16 protein-coding genes are annotated in these 18,542 nt (G+C 39.7%); 1 reads left to right on the top strand and 15 read right to left on the bottom strand.

Annotation, left to right across the window (positions count from 1 at the left end):
• Position 1: 1 nt before the first annotated feature.
• From ffh to recG, 11 genes are all read right to left on the bottom strand, one after another.
• A complete protein-coding gene (gene ffh, locus C9J37_RS06430) occupies positions 2 to 1,360 on the bottom strand; it encodes a signal recognition particle protein (RefSeq protein WP_107894708.1) in 1,359 nt (452 codons plus the stop codon).
• Positions 1,361 to 1,372: 12 nt separating this feature from the next.
• On the bottom strand, positions 1,373 to 1,708 hold the full coding sequence (locus tag C9J37_RS06435) for a putative DNA-binding protein (protein WP_024362059.1): 336 nt from the start codon (positions 1,706 to 1,708) through the stop codon (positions 1,373 to 1,375).
• A gap of 190 nt (positions 1,709 to 1,898) precedes the next feature.
• Complete coding sequence (ftsY, locus tag C9J37_RS06440; protein ID WP_107894709.1) at positions 1,899 to 3,146, bottom strand: signal recognition particle-docking protein FtsY; 1,248 nt, start codon at positions 3,144 to 3,146, stop codon at positions 1,899 to 1,901.
• A complete protein-coding gene (gene smc, locus C9J37_RS06445; protein ID WP_107894710.1) occupies positions 3,143 to 6,724 on the bottom strand; it encodes a chromosome segregation protein SMC in 3,582 nt (1,193 codons plus the stop codon). Before smc ends, ftsY begins: the two co-directional genes overlap by 4 nt.
• A 3-nt stretch (positions 6,725 to 6,727) precedes the next feature.
• The gene (gene rnc, locus C9J37_RS06450; protein WP_024362062.1) at positions 6,728 to 7,492 is read right to left on the bottom strand and encodes a ribonuclease III; all 765 of its coding nucleotides are present in this window, start codon (positions 7,490 to 7,492) and stop codon (positions 6,728 to 6,730) included.
• A 274-nt stretch (positions 7,493 to 7,766) separates the two neighbouring features.
• Positions 7,767 to 8,003: an acyl carrier protein gene (gene acpP, locus C9J37_RS06455; RefSeq protein ID WP_024362063.1), complete on the bottom strand. Its 237-nt coding sequence runs from the start codon at positions 8,001 to 8,003 to the stop codon at positions 7,767 to 7,769.
• 60 nt (positions 8,004 to 8,063) lie between these two features.
• Positions 8,064 to 8,810: a 3-oxoacyl-[acyl-carrier-protein] reductase gene (gene fabG, locus C9J37_RS06460; protein ID WP_024362064.1), complete on the bottom strand. Its 747-nt coding sequence runs from the start codon at positions 8,808 to 8,810 to the stop codon at positions 8,064 to 8,066.
• Positions 8,803 to 9,756, bottom strand: a complete 954-nt coding sequence (gene fabD / locus C9J37_RS06465; RefSeq protein ID WP_107894711.1) for an ACP S-malonyltransferase — start codon at positions 9,754 to 9,756, stop codon at positions 8,803 to 8,805. Before fabD ends, fabG begins: the two co-directional genes overlap by 8 nt.
• Before the next feature lie 19 nt (positions 9,757 to 9,775).
• Positions 9,776 to 10,768, bottom strand: a complete 993-nt coding sequence (plsX, locus tag C9J37_RS06470) for a phosphate acyltransferase PlsX (RefSeq protein WP_107894712.1) — start codon at positions 10,766 to 10,768, stop codon at positions 9,776 to 9,778.
• Entirely contained in the window at positions 10,765 to 11,343 is a 579-nt protein-coding gene (fapR, locus tag C9J37_RS06475; RefSeq protein WP_024362067.1) for a transcription factor FapR, read from the bottom strand. The genes plsX and fapR overlap by 4 nt, the downstream gene beginning before the upstream one ends.
• 127 nt (positions 11,344 to 11,470) lie before the next feature.
• The gene (gene recG / locus C9J37_RS06480; RefSeq protein WP_107894713.1) at positions 11,471 to 13,516 is read right to left on the bottom strand and encodes an ATP-dependent DNA helicase RecG; all 2,046 of its coding nucleotides are present in this window, start codon (positions 13,514 to 13,516) and stop codon (positions 11,471 to 11,473) included.
• A 302-nt stretch (positions 13,517 to 13,818) separates the two neighbouring features.
• On the opposite strand from recG, the gene C9J37_RS06485 reads away from it, so the two are divergent.
• Entirely contained in the window at positions 13,819 to 14,028 is a 210-nt protein-coding gene (locus C9J37_RS06485; RefSeq protein ID WP_107894714.1) for a hypothetical protein, read from the top strand.
• 109 nt (positions 14,029 to 14,137) lie between these two features.
• Here C9J37_RS06485 and sdaAA read toward each other — a convergent pair whose 3' ends face one another.
• The 4 genes from sdaAA to C9J37_RS06505 form a co-directional block, all read right to left on the bottom strand.
• Complete coding sequence (gene sdaAA, locus C9J37_RS06490; protein ID WP_107894715.1) at positions 14,138 to 15,058, bottom strand: L-serine ammonia-lyase, iron-sulfur-dependent, subunit alpha; 921 nt, start codon at positions 15,056 to 15,058, stop codon at positions 14,138 to 14,140.
• Positions 15,059 to 15,072: 14 nt separating this feature from the next.
• Positions 15,073 to 15,735, bottom strand: coding sequence for an L-serine ammonia-lyase, iron-sulfur-dependent subunit beta (gene sdaAB, locus C9J37_RS06495; RefSeq protein ID WP_107894716.1), 663 nt, complete (start codon positions 15,733 to 15,735; stop codon positions 15,073 to 15,075).
• 348 nt (positions 15,736 to 16,083) lie between these two features.
• Positions 16,084 to 17,739 (bottom strand): fatty acid kinase ATP-binding subunit FakA, encoded by a 1,656-nt coding sequence (locus C9J37_RS06500; RefSeq protein ID WP_107894717.1) that lies wholly within the window; start codon positions 17,737 to 17,739, stop codon positions 16,084 to 16,086.
• Between the two features lie 18 nt (positions 17,740 to 17,757).
• A complete protein-coding gene (locus tag C9J37_RS06505) occupies positions 17,758 to 18,120 on the bottom strand; it encodes an Asp23/Gls24 family envelope stress response protein (protein WP_024362072.1) in 363 nt (120 codons plus the stop codon).
• Between the last annotated feature and the right edge of the window lie 422 nt (positions 18,121 to 18,542).

Below are 18,542 nucleotides of genomic sequence, written 5' to 3' on the forward strand. Positions count from 1 at the left end.
ATTATTTAAATAATGAATCAAAGCCAGGTAATTTCATCTTTTTCTTGCCTTTACCTGTCGCCATACCTGTCATTTGCTTCATCATTTTTTTCATTTCGTCAAATTGTTTTAACAAACGGTTGACCTCTTGAATAGACGTACCTGAACCTTTGGCAATGCGCTTTTTACGGCTACCATTAATAATTTCAGGATTTGTCTTTTCAGCAGTTGTCATAGAGTAAATAATGGCTTCTACACGGCCCATTTGCTTATCATCTACTTTGACATTGTCTAAGCCTTTAATTTTGCCTGCACCTGGTAGCATTTTTAATATTTCGTCGAGCGGGCCCATTTTTTTCACTTGTTGTAATTGCTCAACAAAATCATCGAGTGTAAAGCTTTGCGTTTTGAACTTTTCTTCCAGTTCTTTCGCTTTTGCTTCATCGACGTTTGCCTGCGCCTTTTCAATTAGTGATAACACGTCACCCATGCCTAAAATACGAGATGCCATACGCTCCGGATGGAACGGTTCAAGCGCATCCATTTTTTCACCCATACCGACAAATTTAATTGGTTTCTGAGTCACCGAACGAATGGATAATGCTGCACCACCGCGTGTATCGCCATCCAGTTTTGTTAAAACAACCCCTGTAATGCCGACAGCCTCATTAAAACTTTCCGCAACGTTTACAGCATCTTGACCCGTCATGGCATCTACCACAAGGAAAACTTCATCAGGCTCTTTTAACGCACGGATATCCTTTAATTCTTGCATTAAATCTTCATCGATATGCAAGCGACCTGCTGTATCGATAATGACAACATCATGATGTTCTTCTTTCGCCAGTTCAATTGCCTGACGAGCGATTTCAACTGGTGATACATCTGTGCCTAAAGCAAAAACAGGTAAAGATAATTGCTTTCCTAATGTTTGTAATTGCTGAACCGCAGCAGGGCGATAAACGTCCGCAGCAACTAGTAATGGTTTACGGTTATATTTTTTGCGTAAAATATTTGCTAATTTCCCAGTTGTTGTTGTTTTACCCGCACCTTGCAAACCGACCATCATAATGACAGTTGGTGGCTTTGTATTAAATTTAATCGGGCTTTGTTCGCCGCCCATCAGCTCCGTTAACTCGTCTTGAACGATTTTAATAACTTGTTGACCCGGTGTTAAGCTTTGCATAACATCTACACCAACAGCGCGTTCACTTACTTTTTTAACGAATTCCTTGACTACTTTTAAGTTAACATCCGCCTCGATTAAAGCAAATCGGACTTCACGCATCATTTCTTTAACGTCTTGTTCCGATACTTTACCCTTACCTTTAATCTTTTGGATCGTTCCTTGGAGTCGTTCCGCTAATCCTTCAAAAGCCACTGCTTTCGCCTCCTAATCCCATTCTTTCAACTGTTCAATAAGCGCCAACTGCTCCTCAACCGGCATACTTTTTTCTGTAATTCCAGCTGTAAGGCGCGCAAGCATTTGCGTACGTTGTTGAAATTTTTCCAGTAAACATAGTTTTTCTTCATATTCTTCAAGCATCGCTTCAGTTCGACGAATATTATCATAAACAGCTTGACGTGAAACTCCATATGATTCAGCGATTTCTCCAAGTGAGTGATCATCTAAATAATACAGTTCCATATAACTTCTTTGCTTATCTGTTAGTAATGCTTGATAAAAGTCGAAGAGAAAGTTCATGCGTGTTGTTTTTTCAAGTAGCATCGAGTTTCTCCCCCCGTTGTTAGTCATTTGTATCATAACGAAAAGCGCCCGTCTGTGTCAAGGTAATCTCCTTGTCTAAAAGCATTCTATTAGCTGAATAACGTTATTTCACCATTAGCTAGTATTTCTCTTTTAAACAATGTGTTTCACCTTTTAACAGTCGAGCGACCATGCTTTCAACTACAATCTTTTACTCTTCGCTATTTTGTAGTTCCTTATCTAAGCCTTCAGCAAATAAGCCGTATACATAGCGTTCTGCATCAAATGGTTGTAAATCATCCATTTTCTCGCCAAGACCTACAAATTTCACAGGAATGTGTAATTTATTTCGAATGGCAAGCACAATACCACCTTTTGCGGTACCATCGAGCTTCGTTAAAACAATTCCCGTTACATTTGTTACTTCTTTAAATGTTTGTGCCTGCACAAGTGCATTTTGACCAGTCGTTGCATCTAGTGCTAATAACACCTCGTGCGGAGCATTTGGTATTTCCCGTGAAATAACTCGATGTACTTTTTCAAGTTCATTCATTAAGTTCACTTTGTTTTGTAAACGGCCCGCAGTATCACAAATTAAGACATCTGCTTTACGATTTTTTGCAGCACGTATTGCATCATACATAACCGCTGCTGGATCCGAACCTTCTGATTGCTTAATAACCTCACAACCAACACGGTCTCCCCAAACTTGTAATTGGTCAATTGCCCCTGCACGGAACGTATCTCCTGCAGCTAAGACAACTGTTTTCCCTTCTGATTTTAGACGATGTGCTAACTTACCAATTGTTGTTGTTTTCCCAACACCGTTTACACCTACGAATAAAATAACCGTTAACTCACCATTAGGCTGCATATTTAGTTCGATTAAATCTTCTTCCCCTTGCTCGTAAATTTCCACAAGTTTTTCAGAAATAATCGCTTGGATACCATTTGTATCTTTAATATTTTTGCGCTGTACTTCAAAACGTAATTTATCCATTAGCTCCATAACTGTTTCAAAGCCAACGTCTGCTTGTAATAAAAGATCTTCTAGTTCTTCAAAGAAGTCCTCATCTACTTTACGGTAGCGTGCCACTAAATCATTGACCTTAGAAGTAAAGGAATTACGGGTTTTTTCAAGACCTGCTTTAAATTTTTGCGTAATAGACCAGGCTGAAGGTTTTTTTTCTTTTACAGGTTCCTCTACAATCGCAATTTCCTGCACTTCTTCCTGTTTTTCTTCCTCCACAACATTCGAAGCTTGTGAATCAATGAAGACCTCACTTGCTGATGATTCTTCTACTTTTTCTTGCTCTTCTTTATGACTTGATTCCTGTTGAACTGGCTCTACCGTATCTTCAAGCTTTAATTCGGTAGATGGCTCTTCGACTAAATTTTCTACTTTTTCTTCTATTGGATTTCCAATTAGCTTATCTTTTAAACGTTTAAAAAAACTCATGCTTGTTCGCTCCTTTGCTCCGCAAGTACGGGTTCATCTTCTAATTTTACTGATACAAGTTTTGATACACCTGATTCCTGCATCGTAATACCATACAGTACGTCAGCTCCCTCCATTGTACCTTTACGGTGAGTAATAACAATGAATTGGGTATTGCGACTAAACTTTTTCAAGTATTCGCTGTATCGAACAACATTTGCCTCATCCAATGCCGCTTCTACTTCGTCGAGTATACAGAACGGCACAGGTCTAATATTTAAAATGGAGAATAGTAAAGCAATCGCGGTAAGTGCACGTTCACCACCAGAAAGTAAACTTAAATTTTGCAACTTTTTCCCTGGCGGTTGTGCAACAATTTCAATGCCCGTATCAAGCATATTGTCTGGATCTATTAATACTAAATCTGCCTGACCGCCCCCAAACAATTCACGGAATACTCGTTTGAATTGCTCTCGAATGGCAAAAAATGTTTCACTAAAACGAATTGTCATTTCTTCATCCATTTCTTTAATAGCTTCGTGTAAAGTATCCTGCGCTTCGAGTAAGTCCTCACGCTGCTCTGTTAAAAAAGAATGTCGTTCTTGGACACGCTCAAATTCCTCAATCGCACTTAAGTTTACAGGACCTAATTCCTCAATAGATTTTTTCAATAACTTGACGCGACGTCGCATATGCTCTTCGTCTTCAATGGTTAAAGCGACTTCCAGTGCCTCTTCGAACGTTAGTTGATAGTTTTCTTCGAGCTGATTTTTAAAATTACTCATCTCAAATTCTACGCGATTGCGCTTTAATTCATTCGCACGTATTGCTTCAATGAAGCCTTTATGTATACGTTGCAATTCCTTTAGCTGCTCTTCTAACGTTGTTAATTCCTGTTGTTGCGCCGCTTTTTCTTCCTTTTTTTGGGTAATTGTAACTTGTAACGTTTCTCTTCTAGCTTTCCAAGTTGCAACTTGCTCCTCCACTTCTTCATCACTCAATAATTTTGTCGATTCATCAGATTGAAGCCAGATTATTTCCTGAGAAATATTGTCGACTTTTTGGCGAGCTTTGTTTAATTGTAGGGCAAGTTCTGCAGTTGCAATTTGTACTTGTGACATTTGCTCCTGCATAACCGCTAACTCTGAACGTTTTTCTGCCGTTTGTTCGCGCAGAACATCTTTTTCTGTTTCACTTTGTAGTTTAACTTTACCTAATTGCTCTACCGTCTCGTTTATCGCTACTAATTCTTCAGCAAGCGCTGCTAAACGTGCAGTAGCTACTTCCTTTTGAGCAAGCAGCGCTTCCTCACGTGTCTTCACATCTTGCGTTTCATTTGAAGCAAAGGACACTCTGGCCGATAGACTTTTTTCTACAACTTCTAATTCTCGAAGGCGACTTGCCTGTTGCATTTCTTCTTTACGCAGTTGTTCGCCTTCCAGTTTTAATTGTTCTACTTTGTCACGTAATGTAGCCAATGTCTCTTTTTCAGTTGCTACAGCCTGCTCTGCACTATAAATCGACGTTTCTAGTGCTTCAAGTTTGGCAATAAGACCATCAAGCTCTGCTTTTCTTGTAAATAGGGAAGATTGTTGTTTCGCTGCACCACCCGTTAAAGAACCCCCAGCATTGACAATATCCCCTTCGAGCGTTACGACACGATAACGGAAATTACATAATCGTGCAATTTGACTTGCCCCTTCTAAATTCGCTGCGACGATGACATTGCCAAGCAAATTTTCAACAATGGAACGATTGTCCTCATCGAACGTAACAAGTGCATCAGCCATTTGTACGAACGCTGGATGCTCCGTAGCAAGCTGAATCGCTGAAGGATTGATTTTGCGTGATTTCATAACCGTTTTCGGTAAGAATGTCGCACGCCCCGCTCTTTTTTGCTTTAACCAACGGATAGCTTGTTGGGCGTTCTGTTCGTTCGTCGTCACAATATGTTGTGAAGCCGCACCCAAAGCCGTTTCGATCGCTTGTGAATATTTGCCATTGACCTGAATCAATTCCGCCACTGCGCCTTCAATACCAAATAATTCACCTTTATCACGCGCCAGTAATACTTCCTTAACACCATGGAAGAAGCCAGAGAAATCAGCTTCTAGCTCTGCTAATGTATCTTTTCTAGCTTTTAATTGTTGCTGGTGCTGATAAGCCTTATACAGCATTTCTTGCTTATCATTAAAAGAAAGATTCACTTTTTTAAACTGCATTTGCAATGCTTCATATTGTTCGAGCTTCTGTTGCAATTCGGTCGTTGTTGCTGCATGTATGCCAACAAGTGTTTCTTTCTCCGCCACAACTTCAATCAACTCTTGACCAATCTCATCCGTTTGGTCTGTCATACGTGCTGCCATTGCTTTTTGTTGCGATAATTGTTGGTCGATATTTTTCAATTCATTTTTGACTGTTGCTTCTTCGTTTAATGAATCAATATAGCGGTTTTTATGCTCTTCCATTTCCTGTTCAATTTCTGTAACTGAACGGTTTAAGGATTGCTCTAATTGCTTAATGATTTGCTTTAGCGTTAAAACTTCTTGTTGTTTTTCTACAAACAATTGTTTTTTCTCAAGTTCTTGCGCAACTAATACCTCTACTTCATTTTGCGCTTCTAGTAATGATGCATTCAACTGCTGTAATTGATGCGTTGCATTTTGGCGTTTTTCAGCCATTAAAGCTTTACGACCATCCCAACGTTCCATTTCCATCGTTGCATCTACAAGCTCAGATTGAGCAGCATCCAATAATACATCCAACTCTTTTAAATATTTGCGAATATCCGTCGTTTGTGTTTCTAGCGCTTGAATATCCTTTGCTTGTTTTTGCTCTGTTTCAGATAGCTGCGCATACTCTTCTTTCAATGCATGCAAAGATTGTGCACAATTTTTTAAATCGTGCACAAGAATCGCAATATCAAAATCCTTTAGTTCCGTGGACATTTGTACATAGTCTCTTGCGCTAGAAGCTTGTATTTGCAATGGCTCCAAGCGGCTATCCAACTCATGTAAAATATCTAAAACACGGTAAAGATTTTCATCTGTTTCTACAAGTTTATGCTCTGCTTTTTTCTTTCGTAGCTTATATTTTAAAACACCAGCAGCCTCTTCAAATATTGAGCGGCGATCGTCCGGGCGGCTATTTAAAATTTCATCGACACGGCCTTGTGAAATAATTGAAAAAGCCTCTTTCCCAAGTCCCGAATCCATAAACAAGTCCGTAATATCCTTCAGGCGACACTGCTGGTTATTTAATAAATATTCACTATCACCTGAACGGTATACGCGTCTTGTTACGCTGACCTCTGTATACGAAAAAGCAAGTTGCTCATCAGTATTATCTAAAATTAATGTTACCTCTGCAAAGTTTAGTGGCTTTCGAGAGTCACTCCCAGCAAAAATAACATCTTCCATCTTTGCCCCACGTAACGACTTTGCCGATTGCTCCCCGAGTACCCAACGAATAGCATCAGTTACATTACTTTTCCCACTGCCATTAGGTCCAACAACAGCTGTAACACCTGGTACAAAGTCAATACCAATGCGCTCCGCAAAAGATTTAAAGCCAATCACTTCGAGTCGTTTTAGGAACATCTATTAAGCCTCCTCTTTAGCAGTATGCTCACGCATTGCGCGCATCGCACATTGTGCTGCTTGTTGCTCGGCTTCTTTTTTTGATTTTCCTCGACCAATACCAAGCTCTTGTCCATTTAATAACACGCTTGATACAAAGGTACGGTTATGCGCTGGGCCCTTTTCATCAATAATTTCATAATGAAGTAAACCGTTGTTTGTTTGCTGTACCATTTCTTGTAGCTGGCTTTTAAAATCCATCACATGCGAAAAAGCACCGACTTCTACCTTTGGGAACACGATTCGTTCTAAAAATGTCACGACCGTTTGCAAATCCTGATCTAAATAAAGAGCACCTACAAATGATTCAAAAACATCTGCAAGTAGCGCTGGGCGTTCCCGTCCACCTGTTAATTCTTCACCTTTTCCAAGCAATACAAAGCGACCAAATCCTAATTCATTTGCAAAAATAACAAGGGATGGTTCACAAACGATTGAAGCTCGCAATTTTGTTAATTCGCCCTCACTCATATGCGGGTATTTCTCAAAAAGGTATTTAGAAACAGACAGTTCAAGTACAGCGTCGCCTAAAAATTCGAGACGCTCATTATCCGTAAACAATTTACGGCGATGCTCATTCACATAAGATGAATGCGTGAATGCTTGATACAATAAATTTTTATTAATAAATGTGATGTTTAATTCATGCTGTAATAGCTCGAATTGATTGCGTACTTTTTCAGGAAGTACGCCTGATTTCTGCATAGTTCCTTTTCTTCTCATAGCCATTGAACAATCTGCCTTCCTAATAGTTTCTACCGTCTTAGTGTACCTTTTTCAAGGCATTTATGCAAAAGTATTTCGGCATAAATACAATGTTTTGGAAGTTTTTTCGTATTTTTTTAACAAAAATAAAAAAAGGTACGTCCATCGTTCGAAAAACGAACCATTTCGTACCTTTAAAATACATCAAAGCATAGTTGCTTTTGCCATTATGCTTTGATGTAAGTCTACAATGGTATCAGATTTTGCATTATCAAAATCTGTGTCATCTAGCAGAAAATTAGTTAATTTTACCTTCGATGTATGAAATAGCAGAACCAACTGTTGAAATTTTTTCAGCATCTTCATCAGAAATTTCCATATCGAATTCGTCTTCAAGCTCCATTACAAGCTCAACAACGTCTAATGAGTCTGCACCTAAATCATCACGGAAAGAAGCTTCTAGTGTAACTTCACTTTCCTCAACACCTAAACGGTCTACGATTACTTTTGTTACGCGCTCTAATACTGTAGTCAAAACGTTCACCTCCCCTCAAATGATTATACAAAAAATTAAAAATTATGCTATAGCATATTATTACATCACCATGCCGCCGTCAATATGTAGCGTTTGGCCTGTCATATAGTTTGCATCTTCAGAAGCTAAAAACGCAACTGCTTTCGCAATATCCTCAGGTTGCCCAAGTTTAGCGAGAGGAATTTGTGTCAGCATGCCTTGTTTTAAATCTTCTGGTAGCTGTTCAGTCATTTCAGTTTCAATAAAACCTGGAGCAATGGCATTCACTAAAATATTACGTGACGCAAGTTCTTTTGCCGTCGTTTTTGTTAAGCCAATGACGCCCGCTTTTGCCGCTACATAATTAGCTTGCCCTGCATTACCAGCAACACCAACGATAGAAGAAATATTAATGATGCGCCCTGCACGCTGCTTCATCATTTGACGAGTAACTGCTTTTGTACAAAGGAATACACCTTTTAAGTTTGTATCGAGTACATCGTCCCATTCTTCTTCTTTCATGCGCATCAATAAATTATCGCGAGTAATTCCTGCATTATTTACTAAAATATCAAGCGCGCCAAATGTTTTGACTGCCGCATCCATTAATGCAGTAACTTCCTCTGTTTTTGAGACACTTGCTTGAACCGCAATCGCCTCTCCACCATTTGCTTGAATTGTCGCAACTACTTCCTCTGCTTTTGCCTGTGAGCCGCTATAGTTAACAACAACCTTCGCACCTTCATCCGCAAGCTTCAATGCAATCGCACGGCCAATTCCTCGTGAAGCACCTGTTACAACCGCTACTTTACCTTCTAGTTTACGCATTGATTGTCCACTCCTTCGACGCTTCTATTACCGCTTCTAATGACGCTTCATCATATACACAATATGTTGCCACTGAACGATCTATTTTCTTAACTAAGCCACTTAACACTTTACCAGGACCACACTCGATAAATACATCCACGCCTTGCGCAATCATTTCGCGAACGGATGCTTCCCATAGTACAGCGCTATACACTTGTTCAACTAACTCTTGTTGAATAGCTGGTACATCTTGTAATTCTTTCGCCTTCACGTTGCTAATTACCGGAATTTGTGGTTCCGATAAAGTAATTTCGGCTAGCGTAGCTTGTAATTGTTCTGAGGATGGTCGCATTAATTCTGAATGGAAAGGTCCACTTACTACTAACGGAATTGCACGTTTTGCACCCGCTTCTTTTGCAGCTACAGAGGCCTTATCAACGCCTTCCTTAGTACCAGAAATGACAATTTGTCCTGGACAGTTGACGTTTGCAACTTGAACTACATCACCTTCAGCTGTAACTTTAGCAGTAACTGCATGTAACGCCTCAAGCTCCATTCCAAGAATAGCTGCCATTGCACCTTGCCCTGCTGGTACAGCTTCGTTCATGTATAAACCACGTTTATGAACAACAGCTACAGCATCCTCAAACGATAGCACACCTGCGATGACTAATGCACCGTATTCTCCAAGAGAGTGACCAGCAGCATAATGTGGCGTAATGCCTGCAGCACGCAATTTTTCAGCAACCATAACACCTGTCGTTAATAATGCTGGTTGCGCATGGTATGTTAGCGTTAACTCTTCAGCAGGTCCCTCTAACATTAATTTAGATAAGTCAAAACCAAGTGTCTTGTTAGCACTTTCGTAGAAGGCCTTACTTTCTTGAGAATTGCTTATAAATTCTTGACCCATGCCAACCGTCTGTGAGCCTTGGCCTGGAAAAATAAATGCAATTTTCGTCATTTCTTACTAATCCCCTTTGTTAATCAATTTCTAAGTGACGTACTGTATCGGTAATAGTTGATATCACTGTATGCTCTACCATTGTATTGGCTTGACGGATTGCACTATAGATTGCTTTCGCATTGGATGATCCATGCGCTTTAATTACAGGTGCTTGTAAACCAAACAAACCTGCACCGCCATACTCTGTATAGTCCATTTTATTTTTTAAGTCACGTAAATTATTTTTCATTAACATTGCTGAAATTTTCGTTTTGGTAGAAGACATAAATGCCTCTTTTAGCATTGTAAACAACGCACCCGCTGTTCCTTCTATTGACTTCAGCACCATATTGCCTGTAAATCCATCTGTCACAACGACGTCTGCTACCCCATCAAGTAAATCACGCGCCTCAACGTTGCCGATAAAATTCAAGTCCGCTTCTTTTAATAATGCAAAAGCCCCTTTCGTTAAATCATTGCCTTTTTTATCTTCAGTTCCGATATTTAAAAGACCAATACGTGGCTTTTGTAAACCGCCTACCTTTTTGGCGTATATATCACCCATAATCGCATATTGCAGTAAATGCTCTGGCCGTGCATCTGCATTCGCTCCTAAATCGAGCATTAAAAACCCTTTGCCATCAAGCGTCGGTAATGTCGTAGCTAGAGCAGGTCGTGCAATACCTTCAATACGCCCTACCTTAAACAAACCACCTGCCATTAATGCACCTGTATTACCAGCCGAAAGACAGGCATCTGCCTTCCCTTCTTCCACTGCATCCATCATGCGTGCCATCGATGAATCTTTTTTACGTCGTACAGCACGTGCAGGGTCATCTGTGCCCTCGACCACTTCTTCACAATGAACAACCGTTAAGCGGTCATGCATTTTCAAAAAAGGGTCAAGCTTTTCTTGTTGTCCATATAACTGAATTTCCAAATTTGGAATTTGTTCTAATGCTAATAATGCACCTTCCACTACTGACTTTGGTGCATTGTCGCCACCCATTCCATCAAGTGCTAATTTCATTCTTGTTCACCTTTACCTTTCGTGCGGTACATATCGAATTCACCAACCAAAACTGTTTCACCATTTACAGTAGATACTATTTCTACTTTTGTACGATGGCGTTCATCATCTCTTCCAACAACGACCGCCTTAGTAATAACACGATTTCCGGCTTTTACAGGTTTCACAAATGTAATATTGGAGTGTACTGTTAATGCAAGTTCATCATCAATAACCGCTACAGCTAATGAGTTTGCCTGTGCAAATAAATGATGTCCACGGGCGATGCCATTGCGCTGAAAAACGTGCTCATCTTTTACGTCAAAAATTGATAATGCACGATTGTCTAATTCTATATCAATAATTTCACCGATTACTTCGTCAATCGGTAAAGATTTCACTTCATTTTCATAAGTTTTCGAAGCCACATCTTTAATTCGTTCACGCAATTCGGGAATTGCTAATTCCATACGATCCAATCGAATTGTTTGAACACTTACCTGAAACTCCGACGCGAGTTGTTCATCTGTGACGAATGGATTTTCCGCAATCGTTTCAGATAATAATCGCTGTCGCTCTTTTTTCGTTCGTCTCAACGTCATTCGCCACCTTTTGAGTTGTTATTAGCACTTGGTACTAATATCAGTATATAGAGTATAAAAAAAGAATGCAAGACTTGTTTTCAAAAACAAGCTCTCACATTCCTTCTTACACAACACTACATTAATCAAATCGTTCGCCTTGGAGGACGCCAGACTGTTGTAGCATTTCACGCAAATATCGATACGTCTCATCATGCCAAAATGCATCTGTTTCAATCATTTCTGTTGCATCTTTTCGTGCCGTCTCCAGGGTTCTATAATCATGTACTAAATCAGCTACTTTAAAATCAGGCAAACCGCTTTGCTTACGGCCGAAAAAATCTCCTGGCCCACGAAGCTCTAAATCTTTTTCAGCTAGTCGGAAACCATCATTTGTTTCGGTCATAGACTGCATTCGCTCTTTACCCTCATCCGATTTTGGATCAGCAATTAATAGACAGTAGGATTGATGCTCACCACGTCCTACACGACCGCGGAGCTGATGTAGCTGCGCTAAGCCAAAACGTTCCGCATCGTAGACTACCATAAACGTTGCATTGGGCACATTTACGCCGACTTCAACAACAGTCGTAGATACTAAGACGTGAATATCGCCCTCGCTAAAGCCTCGCATGATCGCATCTTTTTCATCTGCTGGTAAGCGACCATGCATTAACCCAACTTTAAAGCGTCCAGTAAAATACGATGCGAGTTGCTCATAAATCTCTACGGCATTTTGTACATCCAGTTTATCCGACTCTTCAATCAAAGGACAAATGGCATATGCTTGTCTACCTGCTGTCAGCTCTAACTCTAGTTTAGATAATACAGAACCTAGTTGTTCTTTTTTCATCCAATGCGTTTCAATTTCTTTACGCCCTGCTGGCATTTCATCAATTAACGAGACGTCCATTTCACCAAACGCTGTAATCGCCAGTGTTCGTGGGATAGGCGTTGCCGTCATAAAGAGCACATCAGGGTTTTCTCCTTTATCACGCAAAATCCTACGTTGCTCCACACCAAAGCGATGCTGTTCGTCCGTTATAACAAAGCCCAGTCTCTTAAAGAGGACATCCGGTTGGATAAGAGCGTGCGTGCCTATAACAATATCAATTTCTCCATCAGCAAGTGCAGCTAATAGTAGACGGCGCTCCTTCGTTTTCGTTGAGCCTGATAATAACGCGACACGTACACCAAATGGCTCAAACCAAGCGATTAAGTTTTCAGCATGTTGCTCAGCTAATATTTCCGTCGGTGCCATTAACGCACCTTGAAATCCAGCTGTTACAGCAGCATATAAACAAATAGCTGCCACAACTGTTTTTCCCGACCCAACATCGCCTTGTAGCAAACGATTCATGCGATGCGGCGCTTTTAAATCCTTACATATTTCATTGACAACACGCTTTTGAGCACCTGTTAACTCGTATGGCAATGAAGCAATAAATGCCCGTACTTTTTGCAAGTCGAACTGTATAATCGTACCGTGTTCAGTATCCTTACGTAGTTTACGTAATGCTTGAATACGGAGCTGAAAGTTTAATAATTCTTCATAAGCAAAGCGTCTTCTTGCTTGTTTCGCATGCTCAGCATTTTGTGGAAAATGAATACCTTCCAACCCATCGCGTATTGAGACTAATTTATAGGCATCCTGCAAATGCTGTGGAATCGCATCTGGTAACACCGCACCAAAGTCATCTAACACCTGTCGCATATATTTACGAAACCGTTTTTGTGGAATTAAACCTTTCAAGCTATAGACAGGTTCAAAGTCTACTTGGTCGATTTTCGGTCCAAATGTGACAGTGGTGCCATTAATAACTTGTCTGCCTCTATCCCATTTGCCCGTCACTGTCACAATAGTACCCGGTATAAGCTTTTGCTTTAAATAGTTTTGATTGAAAAATACTACTTTCACTAAATGGCGTCCCGCAAGCACTGTTACTTGCAAGCGAGATTTGTTGCGTCCTAAAAACAACACAGTCGGCTCACGTTCTACTTTACATTCAACGGTAACTCGCTCATTATGTGGTGTTTGCGCTAAATCCTTTAAACGGAAATCCTCATGCCGATGTGGAAAGGTCCATAAAATATCGTTTACCGTCTCGATACCCAATGTTTCTAAGTGTGCTGCGGTTTCTTTCCCGACTCCTTTTAATTCGGAGACAGGACTGCTTAATTCAGTCACCTTTTACAACGGCTCCTTTCATTAACACAGATGCAAGCAACATCAATTTTAAACTTTCGTTAATCAAAAGAGCCTACCTCCCTTCTATCCAAGTCCCTGTTTGTGCTCATGGAATCTCTAGATTATTACCATTTTATTTTTACGTATTCAACTGTATCATAAACCTTTTCTTTCGTGTCATCGTAGTAACTACTTAAAGCATATAGATACATTTATCTAAACATAAATTGGAAAAATATTCATAAACAGTTTATAATTAGAATAGTAGTTGATTCATTATTCCCGAACTAAAGGAGGTTCACATGACTAAAAATAAACATATTAACAACGGTTTGTGGTTATTGGCTATTCTTTTACTTGGCATCTCTTTTTTAATACATTCAACTAGTTATTTTAATACGAAAGAAATCAATTCAGCAAGTTCCCAATGCTATGAAGTTGGCGGACAAGTAATTTTAAAAATTTATAATAATGTTACAAACACATATTATTTTGAGTGCAAACCCAACTAGCTAATATGACCGATAGGAATTAATGAATTAAGCATTCGTCTTAGCAAATCACAGCAAAAAAGCGTTAGATTGATTGCAATCAATCTAACACTTTTGTCTCTGCATTCTTCTACTCTATTGTGATTCTTGCTTTTAGTATGCTTTGTAAATCGCCATTATTAAGAATTGCATTGCTAATTGCTTTGCCTGTTGGCGTCGCCGCAAGTCCACCACGTGCTGTTTCTTTCAAGTTCGGGCTCATTGACTGACCGATGCGATACATCGCTCCAATGACTTCATCACATGGAATACGGCTCTTAACACCTGCTAAAGCCATATCTGCTGCTACAAGCGAATTCGCTGCCCCCATAGCATTACGTTTAACACAAGGCACTTCGACTAAGCCCGCTACGGGATCACAAACGAGACCTAGCATATTTTTCAGCGTAATAGCAAATGCTTCTGCACATTGTTGAGGTGTCCCTCCTGCCATTTCCACTATTGCCGCCGCCGCCATACCCGCTGCCGAACCAACTTCAGCCTGACAGCCACCTGCAGCACCCGAGATAGAAGCATTATTTGCTACCACAAAACCAAAGGCGCCTGAAGTAAATAAATAGCGAATCATTTGCTCACGCGTTGGGTTTAGCTTATTTTTCACTGCAAATAAAGTGCCTGGCACTACTCCGGCAGAACCTGCTGTAGGTGTTGCACAAATTGTGCCCATGGCAGCATTTACTTCATTCGTAGCAACTGCTTTACTTACCGCATCCAATAATAAATCTCCAGAAAGCGATTTGCCTTGTGCAATATAATTCTGAAGCAGGACAGCGTCACCACCAGTTAAACCTGTAACAGACTTTACTCCTTGTAAGCCTCGTTCAACTGCTTCCTCCATCACTGTTAAGTTTTGATCCATTTGTTGCATAATTTCTTGGCGTGTTCGTCCACTTATTAATATTTCTTGTTCAATCATCAGCTCAGAAATTTGCTTTTCTTCACGCTCCGCTCGTTCTACAAGCTCACGGACATTATGAAATAATACATCCATTTTGAGACACCCCCTTAGTTATTAATTTTCGACACTTTTGTAATATATGGTATTAATGAAATTTGTTGAAGTACTTTGTCCTCAATATTTTGATCTATCTCAATCACCATTAAAGCCGTTAAGCCACGTTCAATACGTGAAACTTCCATATGGCCAATATTGACATTATGCATTGCTAAGCAATTTGCCACATTGGCAATACAGCCCGCACGGTCATCATGTACAACAAGAATGGCAGGCATGCCACCCGTTAATCGAAGCTTGAAGCCATTGACCTCGCTTACTTCAATTTTTCCCCCGCCAATTGAAATACCGACAATTGACATTTCACCATCATCGTCACCAAATACTAGTCTCGCTGTATTTGGATGCTCTGTATTAGCTGTTTCCGGAATAAATTCATATTGCATTCCAGCTTTTTCTGCATGCTCAAAAGCTGTTTTAATTCGCTCATCAAATGTATCAAAATCTAATAAACCACCAATTATTGCTACATCTGTCCCATGTCCTCTGTACGTTTCAGCAAACGAACCATATAGATGGATTTTCACCCATTTCGGCTGTCTGCCAAATAAATCTCTTGCAACACGGCCAATACGTGCTGCACCTGCTGTATGAGAAGAAGATGGACCAATCATAACAGGTCCAATAATATCAAAAACCGATGTAAACTTCATACAAGCACCCCTCTATTCTATTCATATAATAATTTTACGTTTACTTATATCATGCTTGATAGTTACTATAAAAGTAAAGCACTACTTTATCAACTTTCAGAAAATTAAAACGACTATAATTTCTTAATAATTTATATTATTCCTTTATTGTACTCCCTAGAAATACAAGCACTCTAAAGAGCTGACATTCCAGCATTTACAAGTTAACTGTCCTTTGAAGAAATACACAAAACGATCTATTTTGCTTATTTCTCCTTATTTTTAACGCTGGCATTCCTTTTACCATAAACAAAAGCAGTACACAACTTGTGCACTGCTTCGTCTACTCGTTCACTCTGCTACCTAATATTATTCTACCGAAATAATATACGGATATAATCCTTGTTTACCATTAAATAACTCCACTTCGACATCTGGATAGTTTTCTTCGATAAATTGGATTAATTCAGAGGCTTTTTCTTCAGACGTATCTTCGCCATAAATAATTGTTACGATTTCCGTATTTGCATCTACTAAATCTGTAATAACTTTCTCAGCAGCGTCTTTTAACGCTGGTGTAGAGAGCACAATTTTCCCTTCAGCAAGCGCCATAAAATCGTCTTTATGAATTTCTACGCCATCAATCGACGTATCACGCACTGCATAAGTGACTTGCCCTGTTTTTACATGAGCAAATGCTTCTGTCATCGCTTTTTGGTTTGTTTCAACTGTCGCTTCTGGATTAAATGATAGAATGGCTGCCATCCCTTGAGGAATTGTTTTTGTTGCCACAACTGCAGCTTCAATATCCAATAACTCTACAGCTTGCTCTGCTGCCATTACTATATTTTTGTTATTTGGTAAAATAAGTACTTTATCAGCACCAATTTCCTGTACAGCTTTCACAATATCTTCAGTTGAAGGGTTCATCGTTTGTCCGCCCTCAATCACATAAGAAGCACCAATTGAGCGTAGTAATTCAGCCACACCTTCTCCCATTGCAATCGTAACAATCGCATAAGGATGCTTTTCAGCTTTTTTCGCTGGAGCTGGTGCAGAAGCTTTGTGATCCTCGCCAACGATAGCGGAATGTTGCTCACGCATATTATCAACTTTAATTTTTATAAGACTACCATATTTTTGCCCCATCGCTAAAACAGCGCCCGGTTGCTCAGAATGAATATGCACTTTCGCAATTTCTTCATCTGAAATAACAAGCAACGAGTCACCTAATGGGTTTAATTCATTACGGAATTGTTCCTCACTGAATGGCTCTTTATCCTCTTCAAAACGAACCATAATTTCCGTACAATAGCCAAATTCAATATCTGCAGTATTCATAAAGTCTTGGGCTCTATGATGTTCGGCATTAATTAAATCATCTAATGTTGCATCATTTTTCTTTGGTAGTGGCTCGCCTTTTAAAGAGGCTAAAAAACCTTCGTAGACAAATAGTAATCCTTGACCACCACTATCCACGACGCCTACTTCTTTTAACACCGGTAAAAGTTCAGGTGTGCGCTCTAGTGAAGCCTTTGCTTCCGCCGTAAATGCTTCCATAACAGCAATGATATCGTTTTCACTTTCAGCAACTTCTACACCTTTTTTAGCCGCTTCTCGTGCAACAGTTAAGATTGTTCCCTCAACCGGTTTCATTACTGCTTTATATGCTGTATCTACACCAGCTTGGAAGGCACCAGCAAATGCTTTTGCATTAATTGTTGCTTCTTTTTCTACAAATTTACCGAAACCTCGGAATAGTTGCGATAAGATTACACCTGAATTCCCACGTGCACCCATAAGCAATCCTTTTGATAACGCTTGTGCCGTTTTCCCAATATGTTCTGACGCTTGAAGTTCGGTTTCCTTAGCACCAGATGTCATCGATAAGTTCATGTTTGTCCCTGTATCCCCATCTGGTACTGGGAATACATTTAAAGAATCTACATAATTTGCATTTTGGAATAGGTGATGAGCACCCATTTGCACCATTTCAGCAAATTTTAATCCGTCTAAAGACTGCATTCGAATTTGTTCCTCCTCTTACTCATTCGCTACACGAACGCCCTGCACAAAGATATTGACAGATTTTACGCTCATACCTAATGTTTTATCCACTGTATATTTCACTTTCGACTGTACTTGATAAGCAACTTCCGAAATTTTAGTCCCGTAACTAACAATAATATACATATCAATATGTAAATCTTCTTCTTGTTGTCGAATTACAACACCTTTTGCAAAGTTCTCTTTACGTAAAATATCAGTTAGACCATCACGAATTTGATGTTTAGATGCCATGCCAACAATACCGTAGCATTCTATAGCAGCGCCACCAGCAATTTGTGCAAGTACATCTGTTGAAATATCAATTTGGCCGAATTCATTATTTAATTCAATTGACATAGAAATGCCCCCTTGGCTCTTTTTGACTAAATTATATTGTACCACTTCGGGTATACATTAAGCAACCTAAGTTGCCTTGAAAGCGCTTTGTGTCAACGTTTTTAGCGTTCCATTCCTACCCAATTAGCTTACAGTATTTATGGTTATCTGTTCTGAACGACCTATTAAACAGCATTTCCTTAAATGTCACGGTAAAAACATTTTCATTAAATATCTATGTATTGGTAGACAAAAAAGCTGATGTGTAAATACATCAGCTTTTTTGCAGGATTCTGCTAACACCTAAGATGATCTCTTTACTACTGGTGTTTCAGTTGTTTCGCGGGTATTTTACTTTGCTTCCCGGGTATCTCACTCTACTCCGCGGGTATTCGCTTTCTTTTCGCGGGTATTTCACTCTACTCCCCGGGTATTCGCTACTT

This window comes from Lysinibacillus mangiferihumi (genome assembly GCF_003049665.1).
GTDB classification, from domain to species: Bacteria; Bacillota; Bacilli; order Bacillales_A; family Planococcaceae; genus Lysinibacillus; species Lysinibacillus mangiferihumi.

Bases quoted from the DNA above. Each gene is read 5' to 3' on its own strand.
- C9J37_RS06505 (WP_024362072.1), bottom strand. From the start codon at position 18,120: ATGTCAATTGAATTAAATAATGAATTCGGCCAAATTGATATTTCAACA.
- fabG (WP_024362064.1), bottom strand. From the start codon at position 8,810: ATGCGTAAACTAGAAGGTAAAGTAGCGGTTGTAACAGGTGCTTCACGA.
- fabD (WP_107894711.1), bottom strand. From the start codon at position 9,756: ATGACGAAAATTGCATTTATTTTTCCAGGCCAAGGCTCACAGACGGTT.
- sdaAB (WP_107894716.1), bottom strand. From the start codon at position 15,735: ATGAAGTTTACATCGGTTTTTGATATTATTGGACCTGTTATGATTGGT.
- rnc (WP_024362062.1), bottom strand. From the start codon at position 7,492: ATGGCTATGAGAAGAAAAGGAACTATGCAGAAATCAGGCGTACTTCCT.
- C9J37_RS06485 (WP_107894714.1), top strand. From the start codon at position 13,819: ATGACTAAAAATAAACATATTAACAACGGTTTGTGGTTATTGGCTATT.
- ftsY (WP_107894709.1), bottom strand. From the start codon at position 3,146: ATGAGTTTTTTTAAACGTTTAAAAGATAAGCTAATTGGAAATCCAATA.
- C9J37_RS06500 (WP_107894717.1), bottom strand. From the start codon at position 17,739: ATGCAGTCTTTAGACGGATTAAAATTTGCTGAAATGGTGCAAATGGGT.
- plsX (WP_107894712.1), bottom strand. From the start codon at position 10,768: ATGAAATTAGCACTTGATGGAATGGGTGGCGACAATGCACCAAAGTCA.
- C9J37_RS06435 (WP_024362059.1), bottom strand. From the start codon at position 1,708: ATGCTACTTGAAAAAACAACACGCATGAACTTTCTCTTCGACTTTTAT.
- sdaAA (WP_107894715.1), bottom strand. From the start codon at position 15,058: ATGGATGTATTATTTCATAATGTCCGTGAGCTTGTAGAACGAGCGGAG.
- smc (WP_107894710.1), bottom strand. From the start codon at position 6,724: ATGTTCCTAAAACGACTCGAAGTGATTGGCTTTAAATCTTTTGCGGAG.